The organism is Leminorella grimontii ATCC 33999 = DSM 5078, assembly GCF_000439085.1.
Lineage (GTDB): Bacteria > Pseudomonadota > Gammaproteobacteria > Enterobacterales > Enterobacteriaceae > Leminorella > Leminorella grimontii.
In genome coordinates this window covers 14,609-35,545 of the sequence record NZ_AUUA01000023.1, presented here as the reverse complement: position 1 = coordinate 35,545, position 20,937 = coordinate 14,609, and the positions used below count along the sequence as shown (strand labels likewise).

At 52.5% G+C, this 20,937-nt stretch carries 16 protein-coding genes; 4 read left to right on the top strand and 12 right to left on the bottom strand.

Features of this window, described 5'->3' with window-relative positions; genetic code table 11:
• The 6 genes from G544_RS0117140 to fdnG form a co-directional block, all read right to left on the bottom strand.
• Positions 1-1,406: Ig-like domain-containing protein (locus tag G544_RS0117140; RefSeq protein WP_027275732.1), on the bottom strand; the 1,406-nt coding region annotated here is incomplete at its 3' end.
• Between the two features lie 1,010 nt (positions 1,407-2,416).
• Positions 2,417-2,833, bottom strand: coding sequence for a hypothetical protein (locus tag G544_RS0117135; protein ID WP_134388922.1), 417 nt, complete (start codon positions 2,831-2,833; stop codon positions 2,417-2,419).
• Between the two features lie 204 nt (positions 2,834-3,037).
• Complete coding sequence (locus G544_RS20895) at positions 3,038-6,079, bottom strand: autotransporter outer membrane beta-barrel domain-containing protein (protein ID WP_051155814.1); 3,042 nt, start codon at positions 6,077-6,079, stop codon at positions 3,038-3,040.
• A 562-nt stretch (positions 6,080-6,641) separates the two neighbouring features.
• The gene (gene fdnI, locus G544_RS0117125; protein WP_027275730.1) at positions 6,642-7,286 is read right to left on the bottom strand and encodes a formate dehydrogenase-N subunit gamma; all 645 of its coding nucleotides are present in this window, start codon (positions 7,284-7,286) and stop codon (positions 6,642-6,644) included.
• Complete coding sequence (gene fdxH / locus G544_RS0117120) at positions 7,270-8,163, bottom strand: formate dehydrogenase subunit beta (protein WP_027275729.1); 894 nt, start codon at positions 8,161-8,163, stop codon at positions 7,270-7,272. The genes fdnI and fdxH overlap by 17 nt, the downstream gene beginning before the upstream one ends.
• 12 nt (positions 8,164-8,175) lie before the next feature.
• Entirely contained in the window at positions 8,176-11,229 is a 3,054-nt protein-coding gene (gene fdnG / locus G544_RS0117115) for a formate dehydrogenase-N subunit alpha (RefSeq protein ID WP_081873503.1), read from the bottom strand.
• 399 nt (positions 11,230-11,628) lie between these two features.
• On the opposite strand from fdnG, the gene fdhD reads away from it, so the two are divergent.
• Positions 11,629-12,417 (top strand): formate dehydrogenase accessory sulfurtransferase FdhD, encoded by a 789-nt coding sequence (gene fdhD / locus G544_RS0117105; protein WP_245614600.1) that lies wholly within the window; start codon positions 11,629-11,631, stop codon positions 12,415-12,417.
• 56 nt (positions 12,418-12,473) lie between these two features.
• On the opposite strand, the gene fdhE is transcribed toward fdhD, so the two are convergent.
• Positions 12,474-13,385, bottom strand: a complete 912-nt coding sequence (gene fdhE, locus G544_RS0117100) for a formate dehydrogenase accessory protein FdhE (RefSeq protein WP_027275725.1) — start codon at positions 13,383-13,385, stop codon at positions 12,474-12,476.
• A 233-nt stretch (positions 13,386-13,618) separates the two neighbouring features.
• On the opposite strand from fdhE, the gene sodA reads away from it, so the two are divergent.
• From sodA to yiiM, 3 genes are all read left to right on the top strand, one after another.
• Positions 13,619-14,245 carry a superoxide dismutase [Mn] gene (sodA, locus tag G544_RS0117095; RefSeq protein ID WP_027275724.1) on the top strand — a complete coding sequence of 209 codons (627 nt, stop codon included), beginning with the start codon at positions 13,619-13,621 and terminating at the stop codon, positions 14,243-14,245.
• 289 nt (positions 14,246-14,534) lie between these two features.
• Positions 14,535-14,873 carry a zinc ribbon domain-containing protein YjdM gene (locus G544_RS0117085; RefSeq protein WP_027275723.1) on the top strand — a complete coding sequence of 113 codons (339 nt, stop codon included), beginning with the start codon at positions 14,535-14,537 and terminating at the stop codon, positions 14,871-14,873.
• A gap of 109 nt (positions 14,874-14,982) precedes the next feature.
• Positions 14,983-15,666 carry a 6-hydroxyaminopurine reductase gene (gene yiiM / locus G544_RS0117080; protein ID WP_027275722.1) on the top strand — a complete coding sequence of 228 codons (684 nt, stop codon included), beginning with the start codon at positions 14,983-14,985 and terminating at the stop codon, positions 15,664-15,666.
• 39 nt (positions 15,667-15,705) lie between these two features.
• Here the strand turns inward: yiiM and G544_RS0117075 are convergent, their stop codons facing one another.
• The 5 genes from G544_RS0117075 to dsbA form a co-directional block, all read right to left on the bottom strand.
• Positions 15,706-16,260 carry a YagU family protein gene (locus G544_RS0117075; protein WP_027275721.1) on the bottom strand — a complete coding sequence of 185 codons (555 nt, stop codon included), beginning with the start codon at positions 16,258-16,260 and terminating at the stop codon, positions 15,706-15,708.
• A 257-nt stretch (positions 16,261-16,517) separates the two neighbouring features.
• The gene (locus G544_RS0117070) at positions 16,518-17,030 is read right to left on the bottom strand and encodes a ClbS/DfsB family four-helix bundle protein (protein WP_027275720.1); all 513 of its coding nucleotides are present in this window, start codon (positions 17,028-17,030) and stop codon (positions 16,518-16,520) included.
• Positions 17,031-17,090: 60 nt separating this feature from the next.
• Positions 17,091-17,807 carry a DUF3053 family protein gene (locus tag G544_RS0117065; RefSeq protein WP_027275719.1) on the bottom strand — a complete coding sequence of 239 codons (717 nt, stop codon included), beginning with the start codon at positions 17,805-17,807 and terminating at the stop codon, positions 17,091-17,093.
• Positions 17,808-18,077: 270 nt separating this feature from the next.
• Entirely contained in the window at positions 18,078-19,868 is a 1,791-nt protein-coding gene (locus G544_RS0117060) for an aryl-sulfate sulfotransferase (protein ID WP_027275718.1), read from the bottom strand.
• Between the two features lie 431 nt (positions 19,869-20,299).
• Positions 20,300-20,926, bottom strand: a complete 627-nt coding sequence (gene dsbA, locus G544_RS0117055; RefSeq protein WP_134389240.1) for a thiol:disulfide interchange protein DsbA — start codon at positions 20,924-20,926, stop codon at positions 20,300-20,302.
• Between the last annotated feature and the right edge of the window lie 11 nt (positions 20,927-20,937).

Here is a 20,937-nt window from a genome sequence, read left to right as displayed (position 1 = left end):
ATGGTGATCGCGTGCTCGCCCTCGTCCAGCGGGGTATCCGGCGTAAAGCTCCATTCGCCGTGCTCATCCACCGTCGTCGAGCCAATCACCTCATCATTGTCATAGAAGGTGATGGTGTCGCCCGGCTCGCCCTCGCCGCTGAAGGTCGGCTGGGTGTCGTCGGTATCGCTGCCGTCGGTGATCTCACCGGTGATCGGGCCGACGTCGTCAATGATGCTGTCGAAAGTTGGGCTATCGGGCCTTGCCGTATTCACGTCGAAATCAAACGTCGCAGATTTTTCGCTGACGTTACCCGCTTTGTCCGTCTGGGTTACATACACCTGATAGTGTCCATCAGACAAATCTTCTGACGGCGTAAAACTCCAGTTTCCGTCGCTGTCAACGGTTGTCGAACCTACCGCAACGTCGTTGATGTAAAACGTAATTATGCACCCAGCTTCGCCGGAACCGCTGAACTCCGGACGCGTATCGTCCGTCATCGCGCCATTGGTCAATGCGCCCTGAACGGCCCCTGCGTCGTCTAATACGCTGGTAATAAGCGGCTTTTCTGGCGCCAGAGTGTCAACAGTAAATGCAAAGCTGTCAGAATGCTGGCTGACCGCTCCGGCTGAGTTGGTTTGCGTCGCGGAAATCTCATGCTTACCGTCAGACAGGTTGCTGTCTGGCGTGAACGTCCATTTGCCGTTTGCATCGACGGTTGTTGTACCAATAATCGTACCGTTGTCATAAACGGTGATAATGCTACCGGCTTCCCCAGACCCCGTGATGACCGGACGCTGTTCATCGGTAACGCCGTTATATTCTACGCTGCCGGTTATTGCTCCTGTGTTATCGGCTATGTCCGTGACCGCCGGTACGGAAGAAGGAGCTGGCGCTGGGGAATTACCGTCGTCGTTATCCTGATTTGCAATTATAATGCCAGCGGCGGTCGCAATTGTAGCAACGCCCAGCAGCCACGGCCATATTCCAGCCAGGATGTTATCATCGCCGTTTTCAACCTGCTGAAACAGATAGGAGCCGCTGCCCAGTGCGTTTCCACCTAAAGCAGCTTGAGAATATTGTCCGTCCGCCAGTAAGTATCCCGAATCAAACGCCGTTCCATCAGCAGACATAAAGGCATACAGCTGACCATCTTCTGCCATACCCAAAAACTGCATGTCGTTGCCGGTAGAATAATAATCTTCAACAACAAGCGAAGGCTCTGTCTCATCTTCAAGCGTCACATAAAGATCGTTGCCATTACGTTGAAGCGTTACGTTTTCCGGTGCAAAGTCGTCATCATGATTTTTAAGAAGGTACTTAGTACCAAATTGAAACTTAATTTTGACGGGCTTTTTAGAATTTAAAGAAAGAACTTGGGAAGTCGTACCGCCTGAGTTCACGAGCAAACTTGCGCGATCGTTCATTTTAGAATAGCTCCTTTATTCTCTAGCTCCATTCTCAGAGGAACACCAACTAAATATACTGAGCACTTGCTTAGCTAGACGTTGATTTAATAAGAAAAAACCAAAAAAAATTAATAAATAAATATAAATAATCCTTGAGATTATATGACAAAAAAACCCATTAACACCAATAATAGATCGCTATAAGATCAAACAATCAACTCGAATTCTGATAATTTAAATATTTTTAGCATAAAAAACTAAAAATCTTGGGAGATGCAATACAAAAACAGAAAATAACAAAAAATAATATTCAATAATTTAAAGTCCATATTTAGATTAAATTATTTTCAAGGAGTATTAAAAACAAACTTCCAACGTTATTTTAAGAAACAAAGTAACCACAACCTGTATAACCATATAAAAAACAAATCATCGCCAATTCATTTGATCTGATAACATGAAAATACCAAGAAAGGAAATATTTTATATATTATTGATATAAATGGAATTTTCTACGACCCCCCCTCATCAATAAAGATGATTAATTACACAAACAACACTAACAAGTAGATAAACCCCATCCATACTTCGAGTTGATTAAAGTTCATATAAAAGTTCTAATTAACTAATCTATAGCTATCTTAAGCCCTCCAAAATTTACACCACCATACTTTGACAAGTTAGCGGCACGACCATTACTAACATTTAATAAGCTAATGAATAAATATACACCACCGTTTACTCCGTTATAGACCTTAGAGTCAATAGCCTCAAAAGCTCAAAGACAAGCAGAACACCCGTAGGAATAGACTAATGATTTACACTGATTAAGAAAAATTAAAGAAAATAAGTATGGGCTTAGAATCATATCCCAAACCATTAACAACAGGAGCAAGGCCATATTAAAAAAGGCTCACTTTATACGCGATGAAATACTACTACTATGAGAAAAAAACGATACACTTAGAATTAAATATCTATATTACCAATTTTTCAGCAAAAAAGATCGACCATGCTGTCAATAGGCATCAATTTGCATTTTTATACCAATATCCCGCAAGCTTCAGGCCTCGATGAGTTTTTTCAAAGGCAAACCCTTCTTCGATACCGGAACGCTTGGAAAAAGCAGAGCCATAGGTTAGCCTGACGAGCCTTAGCCCTTTTGCATAGGTCGTTAGCTCACGATCGCGTAAATTCGCGCTTTGATAGGAGCCTAAGTCGAGCTTCGTCGCTTCCAGCATTTCGGCCAGCTGCACTTCCGTCAGCTTTTTCCTCAGCATATCGGAAGAGGCCAGGTAAATTTCATGATATTGCGCGGCGGCGAGCTTGGTTCTGAATTGTTCTACGGCGCGCTGTTCCAGCTCAGATTCGGACGGTTTGCAGCCAAACAGCGCCGCTGAGGCGCTCATAGCCAAAAGAAAACAGGTTAAACGTTTCCATTTCATTTTATTTTCACTGCCTGTGTAACGGATGCGTAGACTCGATGGATTTTGCGTGAACGATAAACAACTTCTTTGCGGAAAAATGTGAGGGCAGTGAGGAAATGAAGAAATGTTGCGCGGTAAAAATCGACCTGTCAGAGATGGGCAGCTAGCGCCGCCTGACGCATCCCCCGACAAAGGCTTACCTCTGCCGAGGGAATATACCGTTTACCAACCGTAGCGCACGTTCAGGCCGAAGTTGGCATCGCCGTAGCCGTGGCTGCCCTTCTGGCCCGAGGCTTGAGCAGTGACGCTTAACCGACTGCCGATATTCGCCTGTATGCCCACTTTCAGCTCCGCCCGATCGGACGGCATTTCCTGCCTCGTTTGAGCATTATCGAAAGACACCGTTGTCCCGTCGCTGGCGTGCAGCCAGCTGGCTTCGACAAACGGCTGAATGACGTTGGCGTCCTTGCGCAGCCGACCGTCTACTCTCAGACCGAGGCGGGTGGTCCAATCGTCGCCGTTCTGGCCGTCGATACGCGAACCGTTACCGTCTTTCACGCCGTCAGCGCTGTAGTTCTGCCAAACGGCCTGCGCCTGCGGCGTCAGGCCTATTGAATTACCGCTATTGAGCGCAATGTCGTAACGATAGCCGACCTCCAGCGAGGCGGCGTTGGCCGTTGAGTCATAGCGGGTGGAGCCTGCGTCGCCGTTATCCACCGAGTTATCGTACATGCCGTACTGATACCAGCTGTCGACGTACATGCCCCGATGAGCCTGCGCGTCGGCAAACCAGGTGGCGTAAACGCCAAGATTATAACCGTCGACGTGACCGGAGGCGCTAAACCGGCTGCCGTCGGCGCCCCGGTTGCCCGTACTGTCGGTATCCGCGGTGATATAGCTGCCCATCAGGCCGACGTCCAGGCTCTGTTCGCCGTAGCGCCATGCCAAAACGTCGCCGCCGAGCTGGATCTGGGAATAGCGGCTGTCGATATCAACATAGCCGCTCGCCGCCGTAGAGTCGGCCGCACCAGACTTAAACCGCATCCACACGCTGCCGTCGTCAGAGCGAAGCTGGCTGCCTTCGCGATCGTAGAGGGACTGCATCTGCAGGCTGCGCGCCATCCACTGGTTGCCAAGGTAGGCGCCGGTATCCGCGCGATACTGGGGTGTGACCGGCTCCGGGCCAGACGCCTGCGAGCGCAAATACCAGTCGCCGCTGTTCGCGTCCTGATACAGACGGTACTCGTACAGCCCGGCCTGCACCTGATTACTCTGGGTAAACACGCCGCTCGATGCGCCGTTAACGTCAATCACTTCAATGCCGTTGACGGTTTGTGCCCCCAGCCCGCCGACGTTGTTGATATGCACGCTGGTCGTACCGGAAGTGTCGCCGTTGACCACCAGCCTGTCGCTCGGAGAATCATCGCCGCCGAGCGCTACGTTCATTAACAGCTGACCGTTACCATGGTAATCGCCGTTGACAGTCAGCGTGCGGAACGCGCCGCCAGCGGCGGGCGAGGAATATACAATCGCTCCCGCATTGTTAACGGCGCCGGTCAACACGACAGAAGAATCAACCTTCACCAGACCGGTGTTGTTCAGCGCGCCAAACGAGGAATCGCCGTTAACCAGCCACTGGCTGGCGTCGTCAATCTCTATCTGGCTAACGTTCTTCGCCGCTCCCTGCCACGCCGAACCGTTTTTCAGGCTCAGCGCCAGTGAGCCGCTGCCGTCGCTGCTGCTCTGTATCACGTCGCCGTTAATAGTCGATGCGTCGGCATTCACCACGACGCTGCCTGCTGGAGTATAAACGTCCGGAACGGGAGTTACGAAGCTGAAACCGATATCATACCCATCGGAGGCTAATATCGCCGCGTTGCCGTTTTGTGCGTTCAGCGTGGTGCCGTTGGTAAGATTCAGCGTAAGGTCGCCGGTCGCCTTAACGACGGCCGCATCGCGTGCGGCGATCGCACTGCTGTCAACGGTTAGTGCGTTGCCGGTACTCTGCGCTTCATAACTTGTATAGATAGCCGACGAATCTGCGCCTGCCGTAGAAATAGATGTGCCGATCACCGTGACGCTGGCCCGATCGCGCAGCTTTAGGCCATACGCATTGCTGCCATCGGTCGTCGCGCCGCCGCCGGTAATCGTTAAACTGGCGCCGAGGCCTGAGGCGTTGTAAGCATAGGCCCGCTCACCCTGCATCGTAACGTCAGTATTGGTCAATATGACGTTGGGTAAACTGGTATTACCGTCCTGCACAGCAGATACGACACCAAAGACGTTCGTGCCGCTGACGTTGACGCTTGAGTCTGACAGCTCAAGGAGTATCGGACTATCCGATAATGAACCCAGCGCAAAAACGCCCGCGGACAGTTCACCGTTTTGCAGATCGATGCTGCTGTTACGCAGCGTAATCGTACCGCTCTCAGTCCAAGCTCCCACACCCTGATAAGAATTACTGTGGGTAATATAAACACTATCGCCGTCAATCACCCCCGAACCATAAGTTGACAGAGCAAAAGCGTATCCACCATTACCGCCGCCATCAATGTGAGTATTAACGATACTTACTGTACCAACGCTTAACACGCCGCTATAGCTATCACCGGAATGGATAGTTGAATTGATAATTGTCGCTTCACTATCCGCACCAATGGCAACACCGTAATTTTGAGTGATTAAATTGACGCCTGACAGCGTCAACGAGGAATTTCCTTGTATATATCCCCCTCTCAGTGCCGTAATGGTCATGTCAGTAAAGGAGACCCTACCGTCCACCATATCAAGCAGCTCACCGTCTGCCGTAATGCTGCCGCCATTAACAACTACGCTACCGTTACCTACGATATTGAAGAGCCCATTAAGATTTCCCCCCTCACTGTGCACCGTCACGTTATTCAACGTAAGGCTGCCCTGCGTATCCACTTCAAACGTGTCGCCTGAGTGTCCAATAAGGGTACTATCGGAAATATTCAACGTGCCCTGGTCGTATACGCGGACGATATCAGCAACGAAGTTAGCTTGGGCTTCCGCAACAATTTGGCTGGCGTTAATCACGCTGTTTTCACCGTCGACCCAAAAAACGACGTCTGCGCCGCTGCTGGTTTCGTTCGTGATGGTTTGCGTCTGGCCGCTGCTTTCCTGCCAGGCAACAGTTATTGCAAAGCCGTCGGCCGCATACAGCGACCAGCTCAGAAAACAGAGCGGCTTTAATAAAAAACGGCCGGCGAGCGTCGCCGTGGAAGAAATGACCTTTATCATAAAGTGATGATTCCTTTTCAATTAAGCCAATGGCTAAATATCCCTTTGATTCTAATAAGGCATTACAATAGAGAAATATTATCTCATCCAATTATATTGATATGGAAACAAGACCGTAATTCAGATTATGTAATTATTTATTTTACAATAACAGAAATAAAATAATTATAGACAAGAAAAACTCAAATGACACATTACCGAGCTGGCTAAATGCCCTAAGCTGACGCGGTTCTCAACGCGCAATCTGTTCTGCCGTCAAAAAACACCGGGGGCCTACGACAGATAACTCTATACGTAGAATGATACATCTGGCAATAAAACCAACCTCGAAAGCATTGCGCTCGACAATTCGAAAATTACGGCTGACGGCGAGTTGCTTTATTTTCGTATTCAACAATCACTTGAGCGTTTTCCTTTAATATAAAGACCATCATATAAAATTATCTACAAACTCTAAAATAATGATTTATTTCAGATGGACACGTTTTATCTTTCGATCGGCAATAAAAAAGCGGCGAGGATCTCCCCGCCGCTTTTTTCACGATGCCACGATAGACAGCCGCTACTTGTTTTCTTTCTCTTCCTTCGCTACGACCTCACGGTACCAGCGCGGGTGGTGCTTTTGCGCCCACTTGCGGCTGACCTTGCCTTCGATCATGCCGGTAATGGAGCCCTTCACCCAGAACGCCATATACATGTGAACCAAAATCGCGTGGATAAGCACAATGGCCGCCACCGCGTGGATCATCAGGCACATGCGAATAGCCCACATCGGGAACAGGTGAGCAAAGTACGGACGCCAGATAACGACGCCGGTCACCAGCAGCACCAGGATCAGGCTCATGATGCTCCAGAACATCGCCTTTTGACCGGGGTTGTATTTACCCACGTCCGCGACCTTATGCTCGTTGCCCTTCAGAACCTCAACGATGTGGATGAACCAGGAGATATCTTCTTTCTTCGGAATGTTGTGCTTCACGAAGCGGAAGAACATCAGGATCAGCACAAAGAAGATCAGTACGCCAAAGAACGGGTGCAGGATGCGCCCCATCTGCGGCGTACCGAACGTCTGGGTCAGCCAGCTCAGCGTCGGGAAGAACATCGCGATACCGGACAGCGCCACCAGGAAAAAGCAGATGACAACGGTCCAGTGGCACGCCCTGTCGATGAACGAGTTACGCTTAATCATCTTATTTGGCTTCATGATGTTCCTCCTCGTCCTCGTCTTCATCGACCTTGTTCGGTCCCATACCTACGTAGTGATAGATAAGGCCGGTGAAGGTGGCGATAAACGCGGCGGCAGACAGCGGCTTGAGAATGCCTTTCCAGAAGCCGACGACCGGGCTGATGACCGGATCCTTCGGCAAATTGTGGTACAGCTCAGGCCGGTCGGCATGGTGCAGCACGTACATCACGTGCGTACCGCCGACGCCCTGCGGATCGTAAAGACCCGCGTTCTCGTAGCCACGCCCCTTCAGCTCAGCGATCCGCTCTTGCGCCAGCTGCTTCATCGCTTCTTTGGTACCGAAGTGAATAGCGCCGGTCGGGCAGGTCTTCACGCAGGCCGGTTCCTGACCGACGGTAACGCGGTCAACGCACAGGGTGCACTTGTAAACCCGGTTGTCCTCTTTGTTCAAACGCGGAACGTTGAACGGACAGCCGGCGATACAGTAACCGCAGCCGATACAGTGCTCGGACTGGAAGTCCACGATGCCGTTAGCGTACTGAATGATAGCGCCTGCGGACGGGCAGGCCTTCAGGCAGCCCGGATCGCTACAGTGCATACAGCCATCCTTGCGGATAAGCCACTCCAGCTTGCCGTTCTCTTCCACTTCGGAATAACGCATCACCGTCCACGACTTGGCGCTCAAATCGGCGGGGTTATCGTAAACCCCGACGTTATGGCCCACTTCATCGCGAATGTCGTTCCACTCGGAACAGGCTACCTGACAGGCCTTACAGCCAATACAGGTAGTGACGTCAATCAGTTTCGCCACTTCTTCCTGGTGATGACGCGCCTGAGGAGGCGGCGTCAGCGAGTTGGTGGCGGAACGCTTAATAATGTCTTGAGATTGCATTGACATATTTTCTCTCCGTTACACCTTTTCTACGTTAACCAGGAACGCCTTGTACTCCGGCGTCTGCGTGTTGGCGTCGCCGACAAACGGCGTCAGGGTATTGGCGAGGAAGCCCTTGCGAGCCGCGCCGACAAAGCCCCAGTGGATCGGAATGCCGACAGTTTCCACGTCTTGGCCATGAACCTTCAGCGTGCGAATACGCTTGGTCACTACCGCCTTGGCTTCGATGTAGCCGCGCTGGGAGCTGACCTTCACCGTATCGCCCTGAACGATGCCCTTCGCCTTCGCCAGACCTTCGCCGATTTCGACGAACTGCTCGGGCTGCGTAATCGCGTTAAGCAGCGAGTGCTTGGTCCAGAAGTGGAAGTGCTCCGTCAGACGATAGGTGGTGCCCACGTACGGGAAGTCCTTCGAGCTGCCCATATTGTCCAAGTCAGCCTTGAACACGCGGGCTGCCGGGTTAGACACCACTTTTTCATGCAGCGGGTTGGTGCCCAGCGGCGTTTCAAACGGCTCGTAGTGTTCCGGGAACGGACCTTCAGCCATCTTATCCACGGCGAACAGGCGACCTAAGCCCTCGTTCTGCATGATAAACGGCATCACGTCGCTGCCCGGAGGCGCTGCGCTGAAGTCCGGAACGTCGATACCGGTCCACTTGGCGCCATCCCACTCGATGAGCTTGCGCTTTGGATCCCACGGCTTGCCCTGCATATCCGCAGAAGCGCGGTTGTACAGGATACGGCGGTTAAGCGGCCACGCCCAGGACCAGGCCAGCGTGTTGCCGAGGCCCGACGGGTCGGAGTTATCGCGACGCGCCATCTGGTTGCCGGCTTCGGTCCAGCTACCGGTGTAGATCCAGCAGGCGCTGGACGTCGTACCGTCATCGCGCAGCTGAGCAAAGCTGTCGAGCAGCTGGCCCTTCTTCAAGATGACCTTGCCGGTAGCGTCGGTAATATCCACCAGCGCATAGCCGTTGGACTCCTTCGCCATCTCTTCGGACTGCGGATGCATCGGCATCTTGTAGTCCCAGGTCATGTTCATTAGCGGCTCTTTACCCACGGCGTTATCGCCGTCTTTAGCGTAAAGCTCGCGCAGTTTGAACAGCAGCCCGGCCAGGATTTGACCGTCGGTAATCGCTTCGCCCGGCGCTTCGCCGCCCTTCCAGTGCCACTGCAGCCAGCGGCCGGAGTTGACGATAGAGCCGTCTTCTTCGGCAAAGCAGGTGCAAGGCAGGCGGAACACTTCCGTTTGGATCTTGGACGGATCGACGTCGTTCTGCTTACCGTGGTTCTGCCAGAACTCGGCGGTTTCGGTACTCAGCGGATCGATAGTCACCAGATACTTAAGCTTGGACAGAGAACGAACGACCTTATTCTTGTCCGGGAAAGACGCCACTGGGTTAAAGCCCTGACAGATGTAGCCGTTAACTTTGCCTTCATCCATCATGGTGAAGTACTTCAGAACGTCGTAACCGGCGTCCCACTTCGGCAGCCAGTCAAAGCCCCAGTCGTTTTCCTTCTGGGCCTTGTCGCCGTAGAAGCTCTTCATCAGGCTGACGAAGAATTTCGGATAGTTGCCCCAGTAGTTAACCTGGTTGGCTAGCCCTTTCTTCGGCGTGTTGGCGTCCAGATAGGTTTGCAGCGTCGCCTGCTTGTCTGACGGCAGCGTCAGGTAGCCCGGCAGCGACTGCGACAGCAGGCCAAGGTCGGTTAAGCCCTGAATGTTGGAGTGGCCGCGCAGCGCATTAACGCCGCCGCCCGCCATGCCCATGTTGCCCAGCAGAAGCTGGATCATGGCCATCGTACGGATGTTCTGAGCGCCCACGGAGTGCTGCGTCCATCCCAATGCGTACAGGAACGACGTGGTTTTATCTACCGCGCTGGTTTCGGCAATCAGCTCACAGACTTTAATGAAGTCTTCCTGCGGCGTACCGCAAACGTTGCTGACGACTTCCGGCGTGTAGCGATCGACGTGCTGCTTAAGCAGGTTCCATACGCACCTAGGGTCCGTCATGGTCATGTCGCGTTTGGCGTAGCCTTCCTCGTCAACCTGATAGTTCCAGGTCGTCTTGTCGTACTGGCGCTTTTCTGCGTCATAACCGCTGAACAGGCCGTCTTCAAAGGTGAAGTCGTCCCTTACCAGCAGCGTTGCGTTGGTATAGTGTTTGACGTATTCCGCGTTAACCTTGTTATTCGCCATCAGGTAGCGAATCACGCCCGACAGAAACGCAATGTCGGTCCCGGAGCGCAGCGGCGTATAGAAATCAGCCACGGACGCCGTACGAGTAAAGCGCGGATCGATAACGATAAGTTTGGCGTTGTTATGGATTTTCGCTTCCATCGCCCAGCGGAAACCGACCGGGTGAGCTTCAGCGGCGTTGCCGCCCATAACGACGACCAGGTTGGCGTTTTTAATATCCACCCAGTGGTTGGTCATCGCACCGCGACCAAATGTTGGAGCAAGACTTGCTACCGTTGGTCCGTGTCAGACGCGCGCCTGGTTGTCTACTGCGAGCATGCCGAGCGCCCGCGAAAATTTTTGTGTGAGTAAACCGTTTTCGTTACTGGCCGCAGAGGCGGCAAGCAGGCCGGTGGTCAACCAGCGGTTAACGGTAACGCCGTCAGCGTTCTTCTCCTGGAAGTTAGCGTCGCGGTCAGCCTTCATCAGCTTGGCAATGCGCTCGTAAGCTTCATTCCAGCTGATGCGCTGCCACTTGTCGGAACCCGGCGCACGATACTCCGGATACTTCAAACGGCTGTCGCTGTTGATATAGTCAATAAGCCCTGCGCCTTTCGGGCAAAGCGCACCGCGGCTGACCGGATGGTCCGGGTCGCCTTCGATATGAAATATGCTGGCTCTGGCGTTTTTGGCGCCGTCCCCCATGCTGTACATTAACAGCCCACACCCCACCGAACAGTAGGTACAGGTATTGCGGGTTTCTTTCGCGCGCAAAAGCTTATAGCTGCGCGTCTCCGCCAGCGCCGCGCCCGGGGTGAACCCCAGAACCGCCGCCGTTGTACCTGCCATACCGCCAGCGCAGATTCGGAAAAACTGCCTTCTGCTGACCTGCATGGTTTTCTCCTTCTTATTAAACTGCTACATTGCTCTGTATACTGCGTATAACATTCCGTTATAAGTCTAGTCTATCCGTTATAAAGGCCGTTTGTTACCACTCATAATTGGTAGAAAATCTCGCCAGATTGGACGAATTTAGTATCGCCCCGCCATTTAAACCTCAACGAACCAAACGATTAAACGATCAAGTCAAAGACAACTTTATTATACGAATATAAAATGGTCTCAAAATTGATCCACGTCCTAAATGTTACGAAAATTAACTTAATGTTGGACATTTTTGCACCATTTGTACATTCAATGTTAACTTTAAAATAATTTCCATCAAGCCCCTAACATCCGAAGGCCTATAGCGTGAACAGTGAAAAAATCCATAAAAGTGATGATAAAACGCCCATCGTTGGCGTAGAGTCTCTAACGGTTCGCCGGCACAACGCATTGACAAGCCCAGAGCAGGACTGGGTTGCGCAGGAAGTCCCCGTGGCGCTGGTCTATAACGGGATTTCCCATGTCGTCATGATGGCGACGCCGAAAGAATTGGATGAATTTGCGATCGGCTTCTCATTAGCCGAAGGGATTATCGAATCCCCAAGCGAGATTTATGGCATCGATGTTAACGTCGGCTGTCGCGGCATTGAGGTAGACGTCGAACTCTCAACGCGCAGATTCTCCGGCCTGAAAGAGCGCCGCAGGGCGATGGCGGGCCGCACCGGCTGCGGCGTATGCGGCGTGGAGCAGCTGGGCGAGGTTCTTCGCCCGATACCGACGCTGCCGTTTACCCAAACCTTCGATCTGGCGCTGCTGGACGGCGCGCTCCCCGGCCTGAACGACGTACAGCTGGTCGGCAGGCTGACCGGCTGTACCCATGCGGCAGGCTGGATTTCACCGGAAGGGAAAATGCTCGGCGGGCGCGAGGACGTTGGGCGACACGTGGCGCTGGATAAGCTTTTAGGCGTGCGGGCCAAGGCCGGCTGGAAGGACGGCGCGGTGTTGGTTTCAAGCCGCGCAAGCTATGAAATGGTTCAGAAAGCGGCGATGTGCGGCGTGGAAATCCTGTTCGCCGTTTCCGCGGCCACTACGCTTGCGGTGGAAGTCGCCGAGAAATGCAACCTGACGCTGGTCGGCTTCAGCAAGCCGGGCCGGGCGACGGTCTACAGCCATCCGCAGAGGATTGTTGGGGTGTAAAGATAAAGAAAAGGCGCGGATTACACCGCGCCCTTTTCTAATTTATGGCTTCCGCCTTATTCCCCTGACGGAAACATAAACGGGTTAATGCTGCTGCGGGCAAAGCCCTCTTCTTCAACTTTCGCATCCAGTACCAGCGACGCCAAGTCGTCGGCCACCGGCTCAACGTACTGATCCTGCTCCTGATACAGAATTTTCAGATAGCTGCCGCAGTCGCCGCAGCTTTCCGCTTTCACCGCCGCCTTTTCCGAGTCCAGCGACCAGTAGTCGAGCTTACCGCCCTGTTCGCAGTTGGTGCACTTCACCCGAACCATGTGCCATTCGCTTTCGCACAGGCTGCAGTGCAAATAGCGCAGGCCCGTTTCAGCGCCGATATGCACCAGGCTAGCTACCGGCGCGCTGCCGCAGACCGGGCAGAAGTGGCGGCCTTCGCCGTACTCGGTGCGCGCCTTGCCGGGAATTTGGCTGGCCATCTGCGCCCAGTACAAAGAAAGCGCCGCCCACAGGAACGTCGCCTTATCGCTGCCGACCTTGCCGTATTCGCCGGCCAGAAGCGCGGTCGCCAGCGCTTCCCGCTCCTGAGAACTCATTTTTTGCAGCGATTCCAACACCGGCAAGACGTGTTCCGGCGCATCGGGCTGCAGCTCGGCGATAATGGACAACAGCAGCGTCTGCCAGTGTTCGCTTCTCGGATAAGTATCGGTCGCCAGCGGCGGCCTGTCGGAAGCGTTTTTCAGCACGTCGGTCAGGTCCAGCGTCAACGGATGGTCGTGACGAGCCTTATCCTGGGCGTCTACTACGCTTGCGGCAAATTCCAGATAGCTCCCCAATGGGCTGTCTTTAGCCAGTTGGCGCATGCGCTCAGCGCGGCGGGAATAGAGGCTCTTCAGGTTGGCAAACAGGAGCGGCGGGATCGCCGTAGGGTTTTTGCCCACCTCTTCCGGTGAAACAATGCGGATACTGCTCATGCTTTTGCTTCCTTAATCATTATTACTCGGTCAATGCAACAGAGCTTTGACATTTATTTAACTAAAGACTTTACCCGTAATCGAGGCGGAAGTCTCCCCCACCGATAGGAATTAACCATACAAACGATAATGATAATCAATTGATTAACGGTGCTATACTTGAAGGCGTTAAAGAAACCCGGCCGCTCGTCTTTGGTCTATGGCGGCATAACGTCCATTTTAAGGAGCACGCAATGAGCTACACTTTACCCTCGCTTCCCTATGCTTACGACGCCTTAGAACCCCACTTCGATAAGCAGACGATGGAAATCCACCACAGCAAGCACCATCAGGCTTACGTCAACAACGCCAACGCCGCGTTAGAGAGCCTGCCCGACGAGCTTAAGAACCTTTCCGCCGAAGAGCTGATTGCCCAGTTGGACAAGGTCCCGGCGGAAAAGCGTACCGCGCTTCGAAACAACGCGGGCGGCCACGCCAACCACAGCCTGTTTTGGAAAGGGCTGAAGAAGGGAACCCAGTTAACTTCTGAGCTCAAAGCGGCCATCGAGCGCGACTTCGGCAGCGTCGACGCGTTTAAAGAGAAGTTCGAACAGGCGGCCGCCACGCGCTTCGGTTCCGGCTGGGCCTGGCTGGTTTATAAAGACGGCAAGCTCGCCGTCGTCTCTACCGCCAACCAGGACAACCCACTGATGGGCGAAAGCGTTTCCGGCGCCTCCGGCTATCCCATCGTCGGTCTGGACGTCTGGGAGCACGCCTACTACCTGAAGTACCAGAACCGCCGCCCGGACTACATCAAGGCCTTCTGGGACGTCGTTAACTGGGACGAAGCGGCAAAACGCTTCGCCGACGTGAAGAAATAACCTTTGTCGTAACGTCTCCACGATGCGGCGGCGAACCTTTCGCCGCCGCTCTAGCAAAAACTTGGCTTTATGCCCTTCTCTCTTTGATTTCCCTATTCTTTGCGCCAAAAATAACGCTTTTCTCCTCGCATTTTACCGTTTTTCTCAAGGAAAAATGGATACGCTCTTTTTGGTAGATGAGCAAGAAGGCTTGGTTTTCCTGCTACTCTGCCTCAAACGGGTGATAAAATCGCCGGTTTATGCTAGGATGTCGCCTTACTTTTTGATTAGCTATTTTTAGGGAAAAATCATGAACTCTATTCCAGCCTGTCCGCTGTGCGCTTCAGAAAACACCTATCCGGACGGCGCGATGCTTATCTGCCCCGACTGCGCCCACGAGTGGAACCCCAACGAGCAGCAAGCAGTAGACAGCGATGAGCGCATCGTAAAAGACAGCAACGGCAACGTGCTGGCCGACGGCGACTGCGTGACCCTGATTAAGGATCTGAAGCTGAAAGGCTCCTCCACCGTGCTGAAAGTCGGCAGCAAGAGCAAGCCTATTCGCCTGGTAGACGGCGACCACGAGATCGACTGCAAAATCGACAACACCAGCGTGATGCTGAAAGCCTGCTTTGTGAAGAAGGTTTAAGGCCTGATATATCGCCGCCTCTCATGAGGCGGCCCTATCTTTAAGGCTAGACCGTCTCACTCTGCGCCGCTATGCTAAACTTTTCCTAGCTTAGCCAAGGCGGCCCACCATGAACTCCCCCAACGTCTTTATCGGAAAAATCAGCCCTTACGATGACCACGCCCCCAGCGCCATCGCCAAGCTGGCCGTTGACGGCGAACTGACGCTGACGTCGCTCGGCTTCGTGGGCGACGAACAGGCGGAAAAACGCCATCACGGCGGTGCCGATCGCGCGCTGTGCCACTATCCACGCGAGCACTATGCCTATTGGAAATCACGCTTCCCACAGCAGGCGGAACAGTTCGCCGCGCCGCTGTTTGGTGAAAACGTTTCAACGCTGGGGCTGACGGAAGACAACGTCCATATCGGCGATATCTTTCGCTGGGGCAAGGCGCTGATTCAGGTGACTCAACCGCGCTCTCCCTGCTATAAGCTCAACTACCACTGTGCTATCGATAGCTTCGCCCGCGTGATGCAGGACAGCGGCCGCTGCGGTTGGCTCTACCGCGTGCTGGCGGAAGGCAAAGTGACCGCCGACGACCCGCTGGAACTGGTCAGCCGCAATAGCGATATTTCCGTCGCCGAGGCCATCTCGATTGCCTTCCACGCGCCCTTTGACGAAGAGCGCTATAAGGCGTTGCTGAGCGCGCCAGGGCTGTCGGCCAGCTGGAGCAAGAATATGCAAATGCGGCTCCTGACCGGAAAAATCGAAGAGATGGAAAATCGCCTGACGGGCCCAAAGCCGGCTAAATAGCCGCTTACGTCCTACTCCGGGCCGGCGCCGTCATTACGATTACGGCCGGTTGGCCCACGCGCCTTGTATCGGTTTGGCCAAGAGAGCGAGTACGGCAATCATGCTGATTTCAATCGAGAACGACCAGCAGATATGCCCAAGGATTTCACTCCACAGCTCGTAGCCGTTAAGGTTCCACAGCCACCCCGTCTCCCCGTTTAAATAGGCCGGATGCCGGAAGCCCAGCGCGGGAATAAGAAAGCCATGCATAGCGATAGTAATAATCAGGCCGTAGGCCGCGCCGTACCAAAGCCTGACCTTCGGCCAGTAGGCGGAAGCAAGCACATAAACCAGCGCGAACGCAAAGCTGAACAGCCAGTGATAGAGCATGACCGCACCGGGAATGGTAATCCCTTGGTAAACGTAATCCATTGAGTGCGAGTTAATACCAAGCCACCCAAGCCATGCGTCGATGTGCGCCGCCGGAGGGGAGATTTCTCCCGCAACGCGGGGCGGCATATTGGCTTCCGTTCCCGATTTAACCAGGGAGCTAATAAAGCCGCCGATAAGCGTCGTCCAGATAATGACCTGGAGATTCGTCTTATTTTTCAACATAACGGATGTCCTCTTAGATATCGCTTATAACAACGGGCCATCTCAGTTTTTTCAACTAAAGAAGTCGATGAAAACAGTATTTTCATTAACTAAATCTAGTTCCTGTTGAGTATTGCTGCAAATACTGGGGTGCCATCGGCTCACGCCGCAGCGGGTTATCGGGGAAGAGAAGGGCATGGGGGAGAGATCTTCTAGTCAAGGTGATAGAAGGAACAGGAAGCGGTTTATTGGGCTAAAGCCGGGTTACCGCCTCATTACTATTTTAAAGCGTTCTTTTTCCACTTGCGGATTTTCGGCCTGAAATTGGTAAAGGGCGCGACGGAATTGATATGAACCCACTTATAGACCGGCCACATCGCTTTGGTTGTCGCCCAGTTGCGTTTGCCCGGCTCAAACAAAACGTCGTCAGAGAGCATCTCAAGCCAGTTCGTTAACGCTGTAACCAGCTTATCCAGTCGCTCTTTTTGCTCGCTCAGCGTCGACTGCCCGTACTGCTGATAAAAAGACTGATAAAGCGCCCCCAGCTGATTCCATTTGAAATCTGCCGACGGGACGGCTGCGCGCCTTCCCGCTTGCTCTTCCTGTTCCCATAACAGCAGCGAGGATATCCAGCCAATTTGGTAGGACAGCATCTCTCGCGGCGTTTTGTCTACGCCTTCCACTCTTGTGGCCGAAACCTCGTCTGGGATGTCTTCAAACTCTGCGATGAATCGTTGATAGCAGGCCTGAATCCGTTCAATCAGCGCCTTCTTATCCGCATATTCCTTCATGGCCATAGCTCCATAATGAACGAGGCCGCAAAAGCGGCCTCGTTTTAATGACGTTTAGGCTTACATCAGCTGCGCAATCTTACGCGCAACGTCCATCAGCTTCTGCTGCTTCTTCTGCAGCTCGCCGTTCATTTCGTTGAACTGATCCAGCGCTTTTTGTTCAGTAAACTGAACCATGTGGCCGCTGTACTCGATCTTGTCGCCCTGCGCTTTCAGGAAGTCAGAAAGCTTCAGAACGTCGCCAAAGGTCTCGTCCAACAGAACCAGCGTTTCTTTAGCCAGGTCGCCCTGCTGGGTTACAACCTTCGCATAGGCCTTGTCATAAACGGCCTTCAGGTCGTCCGGCATTTTCACTGCCGCGTAGCTATCGGCGGTTTTCTTGATGATCTCATCCAGCTTGGCGGTAGCCGCGCGGGTTTCAGTTTGCGCTTTTTCCACCTTCGCGCGGTTATCAACCATCGCCTTCATGGTGTTCAGCGTTCTAAGCTCGGTCATTGACGATTGCATTGAGCTAGAGAACGCGCCGTTAAGGTCGTTGGTAAAACCGGTCAGCAGGTCATAGTCTTTAGCGTAGTTGCCAAAGGCCTTTTTCTGTTCATCGGTCAGGCTCGGCAGGCGAACTTTAGCGCCGTCGACAATTTTAGTCTGAAGAAACTCGCTGAAGGCTTTACGCTGCTCCGGTTCGTTGTCGCCACAGGCGGTCAGTTGGAAAACTAATCCCAGCATCAGCAGGGGGGCGAAAAAGCGCGCCCATGATTTTTGCTTAACGAAAGACATATCTACTCCCCAAAACGGTATCCATTAAATCCATCTAAGTATCCGGCGCAGCGCGAAACTATCTGAACGCCAAGGAACCGGCATACGTTATCATCCGAGGCAGGGGGAATAAAGCACTTGTGCCAAAAAACGCCTCGTTGGAACAAGCATAGTTGAAAAGGAGGAATCGTTTTCAGAAAAAAAACAGCGGGGCTCGGAACAGGCTCCCCGCTGAAGTGGCGTGACTCAGAGGTATTTATTATTAGTGGTTATGTCAAAATCTTTTCAACTCTATTTCTTAAACATCACCGTTGGATCGATGATGGATGAACGATAGCCCAGCATGGTCGGACGGTTGCTATGAACCTTCAGCTCCAGCATCACATCCTGCGTACCGTCTTTCACTTCGTTAAGTACGGAGACCAGCGGCGTAGTTCCCGACATTCCTGCCGTTGCGGAATACATGAACATCGTTTTGGTTTCTGGCCGATACTGCGTTACGGAAGTGATCGGGCTATACCACTCAAAGCCGCGCTCTTTGCCGTATTCCCAGGATTGATACACGGTCATGTTCTTCTCATCAACGACGAATTCTACGCCGCGAGAGTACTTCATCGTCGGCAGCGCCGGCTGCTCCATACCCCGGGCGTCGCCGTTGTCGAATACCGTCACGACGGACTTGCCATTGGTACTCTTTGACGGAACGATGTAGCCGGTATGCTGCGTCCAGGTCCAATCGAAGTCGCCTTCGCACTTGTGATTTTCACACTTGAGCGCCTTGCCCGACTTATCGACCGGCTTCAATACTTTTTTCGCCAGTTCACCCTTCCAACCGGTAGGATCGGCAATAATCCACTTCACCTGCTTGTCGCGGCCGATTTTGATAACGGCGGACTGGTGGCGTGAACTGATGATAATGCTGTCGTCACGCGCATCGTAGCTGATGGAGTTCACGTGCGCCCAGTTACGGCCCGGCCCGGAGCCGGTGACGTCGCCGAACGGCAGCTGCGCCAGCTGCTCTTTCGTCATGGTTTCACCAGAATGAGCGGTATCTACGCTCAGGCAGACAGCCCCCTGATCCATCGCCAGCAGTACGTTATCGCGGAACGGATCGAGGATCGTGTTCAAATCCCAGTAGTCCACCGTATCGCCGTTTTTATCCACTTCCAGAATATGATCGCGCACGGTGTTAACGGTGTAGCCGTCCTTCAGCGGATAATCTTCTTTAGCGACCCGCAGCAGATAGGTGTCGTTAGGCGTTTCGATAATTTCGTGCGAGAAGTCGATGAAGCCCTTCGGCAAACGCTTGTCGGCAATATTGCGCCCCAGGAAATCATACTTGTAGTAGCGTTGGCCCTGGCCAAAGATCAAATTGCCGTCCTTTACCTGATGGAAGCTCATCATCGAGCCAATGCGGGTAATATCGTTTGGATTTCGCAGCTTATCGATGTTCATAAACCAGCGCACGTCGCCGTTGGTATCGCTTATCCAGTTTATCCCGGTGTAGTCCCAGTTCGCCGCGCCGCCCTTCACGTGCATGATGTGGCCGTTTTTAGACGTTCCGACGATATGGTTAAACAAATACAGGCGATTTTTCAGGCTGCCATCAACTTTCACAGGCTCTACGGTAGGAAGCGCGGCGGTTTGTCCTCCCGTAGCGGGAACGGTGACCGGTGCGGCATAGACGGACCACGTATAAGTTTGCGGCTTGCCGCCTTCTTCCCAATCCACTTTCACCTTGTTGACGTAATCAGGGTAGAGGCCGAATACGGGAATGCCGTTGTGCGTATTAATCGCCTGAGGGCCTACGTCGTAGCTGATGGGGATCCCTTTATCACCTTTGCCAAGTACGGTCACTTTGACTTTGCTAATGTTGTGATTGGCCTTGTTGATAATTGCCGTCAAAGGAAAAACGCCGTCATAAGGCGCTACGTCAACAACGCCCAGCGGCCCTTCTTTCATCGGAACGATATCCGTCGTTGCCACCAGCGGGCGTTCTTTATCAAGCCCCCCGGCCGCCAGCGCTGTTCCGCTGACGCAAAGACAGCACAACAGGGATAGCGTTATTCGCGTTAATTTCATGATTATCTCCTTTAGCTGAATGCAAAATAAAAATAAATAGTGACTACGCGCGAAGCGAGCCAAGAAAAATAAAGCGTTGCAATATGTTTTTAATTCGGAGGTAATCTAAATTAATAAAAAGGTCTTTTGCATGATTCACATCACATTTAGAAACATTTACTAATACTTTAAAATATATCCATTCTGATAAAATCAGAATTTATTCATAAAATACAATCAATTAAAAACATTGCGAGATATTGAATATTTCAAGTAAGTCGCGAGGAAATACTTTCCATTTATTCCTTAATGTGAAATATGATTATTCATTAAATGGAAAGTAAAAGTGGATGAATAATATATATACCGATGGGCCACAGCCCAAAAATATACAAAAAATGCTATTAAAAAAGCCCCGCTTATTCAGCGAGGCTTTATCAATAAATACGACATTACTTCTTATTAAGCAGGAACTTTACGACGTTGCCGTATTCACTGATGAAGCTATCAACCGAATCTGCATCCAGACCGTCGGTCTTCACCATATACTTGCCGTTCACGACGACGGAAGGCACGCTTCTAAGCTCCACTTCTTCCGCCATCTTGCGCTGACGCAGCGTCAGAGACTTAACGACGAAGCTGTTCCAAGCGCTGTCGAAATCCTGTGCGGAAACGCCGGCTTCAATAAACGCCTGACGAATTCCGTCAAGGTTTTGGATAGCGCGCGTCTTTTGAATACCGTTAAACAGCAGCGGAGCCACTTTATCCTGAACGTTCAGCATGATGGCGACAGACCAGGCCTGCGTCAGCTGAGAGCCCAACTCGCCGCCCATGAAGTCCACGTGGTACTTAACCATCTTGCCGTTAGGCGGCAGCTGCTTTTTAAACACGTTCGTCATATGGTAGACGTTTTCGAAGTCATAGCAGTGCGGACAGAAGAAAGAGAAAAATTCCATCACCTCCGGTTCTTCGGTCGCAGAGCGGGAAAGCGTGGTGTACTGCTTACCGTCTTTGTAGTTGGCGGTAGCGGCCGCTGACGTTTCCGCCGCGCTTGCCGTAATAATAGGATTGGACAGCATTAAAAACGCAC

Coding starts and splice junctions, on each gene's coding strand:
- G544_RS0117135 (WP_134388922.1), bottom strand. CDS start 2,833: ATGAAATGGAAACGTTTAACCTGTTTTCTTTTGGCTATGAGCGCCTCA.
- G544_RS0117065 (WP_027275719.1), bottom strand. CDS start 17,807: ATGTCTTTCGTTAAGCAAAAATCATGGGCGCGCTTTTTCGCCCCCCTG.
- G544_RS0117070 (WP_027275720.1), bottom strand. CDS start 17,030: ATGAAGGAATATGCGGATAAGAAGGCGCTGATTGAACGGATTCAGGCC.
- G544_RS0117085 (WP_027275723.1), top strand. CDS start 14,535: ATGAACTCTATTCCAGCCTGTCCGCTGTGCGCTTCAGAAAACACCTAT.
- G544_RS20895 (WP_051155814.1), bottom strand. CDS start 6,079: ATGATAAAGGTCATTTCTTCCACGGCGACGCTCGCCGGCCGTTTTTTA.
- dsbA (WP_134389240.1), bottom strand. CDS start 20,926: ATGCTGTCCAATCCTATTATTACGGCAAGCGCGGCGGAAACGTCAGCG.
- sodA (WP_027275724.1), top strand. CDS start 13,619: ATGAGCTACACTTTACCCTCGCTTCCCTATGCTTACGACGCCTTAGAA.
- fdhE (WP_027275725.1), bottom strand. CDS start 13,385: ATGAGCAGTATCCGCATTGTTTCACCGGAAGAGGTGGGCAAAAACCCT.
- G544_RS0117060 (WP_027275718.1), bottom strand. CDS start 19,868: ATGAAATTAACGCGAATAACGCTATCCCTGTTGTGCTGTCTTTGCGTC.
- yiiM (WP_027275722.1), top strand. CDS start 14,983: ATGAACTCCCCCAACGTCTTTATCGGAAAAATCAGCCCTTACGATGAC.
- G544_RS0117075 (WP_027275721.1), bottom strand. CDS start 16,260: ATGTTGAAAAATAAGACGAATCTCCAGGTCATTATCTGGACGACGCTT.
- fdxH (WP_027275729.1), bottom strand. CDS start 8,163: ATGTCAATGCAATCTCAAGACATTATTAAGCGTTCCGCCACCAACTCG.